Source organism: Serratia microhaemolytica (assembly GCF_004011885.1).
Taxonomy (GTDB): Bacteria; Pseudomonadota; Gammaproteobacteria; order Enterobacterales; family Enterobacteriaceae; genus Serratia_G; species Serratia_G microhaemolytica.
The window spans coordinates 118089-122492 of sequence record NZ_ML137209.1 but is presented as its reverse complement, the minus strand read 5'-3'; the positions used below and the strand labels follow the sequence as shown (position 1 = coordinate 122492).

General features: G+C 52.3%; 3 protein-coding genes and 1 other RNA gene. 2 read left to right on the top strand and 2 right to left on the bottom strand.

Going from position 1 to position 4404, the window contains the following annotated elements; translation table 11 throughout:
- Nucleotides 1–157: 157 nt before the first annotated feature.
- Together EOJ37_RS00490 and ettA are read right to left on the bottom strand one after the other, a co-directional pair.
- Nucleotides 158–637 carry an Hcp family type VI secretion system effector gene (locus tag EOJ37_RS00490; RefSeq protein WP_127956550.1) on the bottom strand — a complete coding sequence of 160 codons (480 nt, stop codon included), beginning with the start codon at nucleotides 635–637 and terminating at the stop codon, nucleotides 158–160.
- 329 nt (nucleotides 638–966) lie between these two features.
- A complete protein-coding gene (gene ettA / locus EOJ37_RS00485; protein WP_127956548.1) occupies nucleotides 967–2634 on the bottom strand; it encodes an energy-dependent translational throttle protein EttA in 1668 nt (555 codons plus the stop codon).
- A gap of 409 nt (nucleotides 2635–3043) precedes the next feature.
- Between ettA and rsmI the strand changes: the two genes are divergently transcribed.
- Together rsmI and rnpB are read left to right on the top strand one after the other, a co-directional pair.
- Nucleotides 3044–3907: a 16S rRNA (cytidine(1402)-2'-O)-methyltransferase gene (rsmI, locus tag EOJ37_RS00480; RefSeq protein WP_127956546.1), complete on the top strand. Its 864-nt coding sequence runs from the start codon at nucleotides 3044–3046 to the stop codon at nucleotides 3905–3907.
- Nucleotides 3908–3939: 32 nt separating this feature from the next.
- Nucleotides 3940–4316, top strand: an RNA gene (gene rnpB / locus EOJ37_RS00475) — RNase P RNA component class A.
- Nucleotides 4317–4404: the final 88 nt, after the last annotated feature.

Below are 4404 nucleotides of genomic sequence, written 5' to 3'. Positions count from 1 at the left end.
ACCCGCCGTTTATTAATGCTCGATTCCAGTCGATGCCGTTGGTGCAGCCAGTTTGTGTTCAGGCTGCACATAGCAACGGGGCCCTACATGTTGTAGCCGAGAATGTAGATCGCTATCCAAGGATAACCTGGTAGCTAAAAATGGTTGGCTAGCACCTTTAAGACACTCTATCTTCCCAGAAACTGTACGCGCTGGTATTGGAGAGTTTATGCTCCCAACTGATAGATTTATAGCGCAACAATATTCTTTCGAATGGCATAGTTCCCGCTTCGTTAAGCGTATGTGGCGTGTGCAGACCAAACTCTTGCAGCACGGCATCAGTCAAGACAATGTTAAAGAAGTGCTCGATACTGCCCTGTTGGTTGGTGCGATACAGTTTAAATGTCGCTTTTAACAGTTCAGCTTTATCCAACGCCTGAGCCAGTAACGGTGTGCTTTTATCCACCGGTTTAAGAAATTCAAAAGCGTGGTGATGAACGTTCTGTTCTCTAGAGATAATATTCGACAGTGAGAAAACCTGAATTTCGTTGCTGTGCGCTGCTTGGTAACGATTGCCTATTGAATCCAGCGAAGAACAACCCGCTGAAATTAATCCCTGACTCTTTCCCTCTAACGATAAATAACCAAGGTAAGACATGAAAACCTCTGATCCATTTGAGTAATTTATATCGAAAATTGAAAATATCATTGCTTTTTGTTGATAGTCAATAAATTTCTCATCATATCCTAGAGTTAAATCTAAATCGGTGGTTTTTGCTGTTTTATTCGATATTCCGTACTTAATTGAGGTGTGAATTTGCCGAATATCCCTCGGTTTTGTGTTTTTTTATTCCACCGGGTAGCCGTTTCTGCGGCTACTCGGTGATTGAGTGGGTTAGGCTAGCGATGTTAATCAAACTGCTAGTGATAATTTGTGCTTGCCGAGGAGAGTGTGTAATTTGGGCAAGCACAGCATACCGTAAGCCTTTATTTGGCGATCTTCTTATACTTAATTCGGTGCGGTTCGAGTGCATCGGCACCCAATGTCCGCTTCTTATACTCTTCGTATTCGCTAAAGTTGCCTTCAAAGAACTCAACCTTGCCCTCATCCTGGTAATCAAGAATATGGGTCGCGATACGGTCGAGGAACCAGCGGTCGTGTGAGATCACCATCGCACACCCTGGGAACTCGAGCAGTGCGTTTTCCAGGGCGCGTAGGGTTTCGATATCGAGATCGTTGGTTGGCTCATCAAGCAGTAACACGTTGCCACCCACTTGCAGCAGTTTTGCCAGATGCAGGCGGCCACGCTCACCGCCAGATAGCTCGCCGACACGTTTGCCCTGATCAACGCCTTTGAAGTTAAAGCGTCCAACATAGGCGCGGCTTGGCATTTCGGTGTTACCGATACGCATAATATCCAGGCCGCCAGAGACCTCTTCCCACACCGTTTTGCTGTTGTCCATGCTGTCGCGGAACTGATCCACTGAAGCCAGCTTCACTGTTTCACCCAACACAATCGAACCTGAATCAGGCTGCTCCTGACCCGACATCATACGGAACAGTGTTGATTTACCGGCACCGTTCGGGCCGATAATGCCAACAATCGCCCCTTTTGGTACTGAGAACGAGAGATTGTCGATCAGCACTCGTTCACCATACGATTTGCACAGATTGTTGACTTCAATCACTTTATCGCCCAAACGTGCGCCTGGTGGAATGAACAGTTCGTTGGTTTCGTTGCGTTTCTGATATTCCGTGCTGTTAAGCTCTTCAAAGCGTGCCAGACGTGCTTTGCCTTTCGATTGGCGCCCTTTAACCCCTTGGCGTACCCACTCCAGCTCTTTCTCAATCGATTTCCGTCGTGCCGCTTCAGCAGAGGCTTCCTGTGCCAGACGGGCATCTTTCTGCTCCAGCCAAGAGGAGTAGTTGCCTTCCCAAGGAATACCCTCACCACGGTCTAGTTCGAGGATCCAACCTGCAACGTTATCCAGGAAGTAACGGTCGTGGGTGATGGCGACCACGGTGCCTTGGAACTCATGCAGGAAGCGCTCTAACCAGGCGACAGACTCGGCATCCAGGTGGTTGGTCGGTTCGTCGAGTAGCAGCATATCGGGTTTTTCCAGCAGTAACCGACACAGCGCAACGCGGCGACGTTCCCCCCCGGAGAGATTGGCGATCTTGGCATCCCACTCCGGCAGACGCAGAGCATCTGCGGCGCGTTCAAGCTGGGTATTCAGATTATGGCCATCATGCGCCTGGATGATCTCTTCCAGTTTGCCCTGCTCAGCAGCCAATTTATCAAAATCAGCTCCCTCTTCGGCATAAAGCGCATAAACCTCATCGAGCCGTTTCAGTGCGCCGACCACTTCGGCCACCGCCTCTTCAACCGATTCGCGCACGGTATGTGCCAGATTGAGTTGCGGCTCTTGTGGCAGGTAGCCAATCTTCAGCCCTGGCTGAGGGCGCGCTTCGCCCTCAATGTCGGTATCGATACCGGCCATAATGCGCAGCAGGGTTGATTTACCGGCACCATTAAGCCCCAGTACACCAATTTTGGCACCGGGGAAAAAACTGAGCGAGATGTTCTTCAATATATGACGTTTCGGCGGGACAACTTTACCGACACGATGCATGGTGTAGACGAATTGAGCCACGTTGCTTTCAGCCTCTTAGTAATGAATGTTGATGGTATCCCACTTCGCTTACTGAGCAGGTAACCGCTGATGAATTGACACTAATGGCCCAGCGGCAAACCGACCACTGCTGTTTGCAGCACTTAGATCCGGCACTGGGCAAATGGCCGCTGCCAACCGCTTCAGGCGACAGGAATAGCCGCGCATCTTAACACAAGTTAGCGCAAAATCTGCCCCTTATCTCCGCTGTGTGAAGCGCTGTCTTTTGTCATCATGCTGGATTAACATAGCGCCAGATTGATCAACCGGCGTATCGGCGGCTCCCGTGCAGCGACAGCCATGATAATGTCAATAGCAACCACAGTGCCGCCCGACGCCATGCCAGCAGTTACCCCGTATTGATACGATACGGCTTGCCCGGATGGAAACCATGAAGCAACCACAACCCGCAGCCATCGGTTCTGCAACGCTCTATATTGTGCCGACACCGATCGGCAACTTAAGCGATATCACTCTGCGTGCGCTGGAGGTACTGAAGCAGGTTGATCTGATTGCAGCGGAGGACACTCGCCACACCGGTTTGTTGTTGCAACACTTCGCCATCAACGCCCGTCTGTTCGCGCTGCATGATCATAATGAACAACAGAAGGCGGAGCTGTTACTGGCCAGATTGCAGCAGGGGCAGAATATCGCACTGGTTTCTGATGCGGGTACGCCACTGATCAATGATCCGGGTTATCACTTGGTGCAGCAGTGCCGTGCGGCAGGTGTTCGTGTGGTACCTCTGCCTGGTGCTTGTGCGGCGATCACCGCGCTGTGTGCTGCCGGTCTGCCGTCTGATCGTTTCTGTTATGAGGGCTTTCTTCCGGCCAAAGGTAAAGGGCGTAAAGACCGGTTGCAGGCGTTGGCGAGTGAGTCGCGCACGCTGATTTTTTATGAATCGCCGCACCGCTTGCTGGAGAGTTTGCAGGATATGGTCACCGTTTGGGGTGCGCAGCGCCATGTGGTGTTGGCACGTGAATTGACCAAAACCTGGGAGTCGATCTATGGCGCGCCGGTCGCTGAACTGCTGGAATGGGTGCAACAGGATGAGATGCGTCGCCGTGGCGAAATGGTGCTGATTGTCGAGGGTTATCAGGCACCGACCGAGGTGCTGCCACCAGAAGCACTGCGCACATTGGCACTGCTACAGCAGGAGCTGCCGCTGAAACGTGCTGCCGCGTTGACAGCAGAGATCCACGCCGTCAAGAAGAACGCGCTCTACCAGTATGCGTTAACACAGCAAAACGGTTGACCTGCCCGGTGCTCTCGGCTACCATCCGGCGCGGAGTTGACCAGACAGTCGCCGCTTCGTTGCCGTCCCTTGCGGGAGACAGATGAAGGGGAGGAAAGTCCGGGCTTCATAGGGCAGGGTGCCAGGTAACGCCTGGGGGGCGCAAGCCTACGACAAGTGCAACAGAGAGCAAACCGCCGATGGCTCACGCAAGTGAGATCAGGTAAGGGTGAAAGGGTGCGGTAAGAGCGCACCGCGCGGCTGGTAACAGTCCGTGGCACGGTAAACTCCACCCGAAGCAAGGCCAAATAGGGGTTCACATGGTACGGCCCGTACTGAACCCGGGTAGGCTGCTTGAGCCAGTGAGCGATTGCTGGCCTAGAGGAATGACTGTCCACGACAGAACCCGGCTTACCGGTCGACTCCCTCTATTTCATCGTAGCTCCCCCGGTATAGGGGGAGCTACGATTGCTGTCAGCCGTAAATGGTTAAACAGTATTAAATTCAATGCTATTGTT

Bases quoted from the DNA above. Each gene is read 5' to 3' on its own strand.
- EOJ37_RS00490 (WP_127956550.1), bottom strand. From the start codon at position 637: ATGTCTTACCTTGGTTATTTATCGTTAGAGGGAAAGAGTCAGGGATTA.
- rsmI (WP_127956546.1), top strand. From the start codon at position 3,044: ATGAAGCAACCACAACCCGCAGCCATCGGTTCTGCAACGCTCTATATT.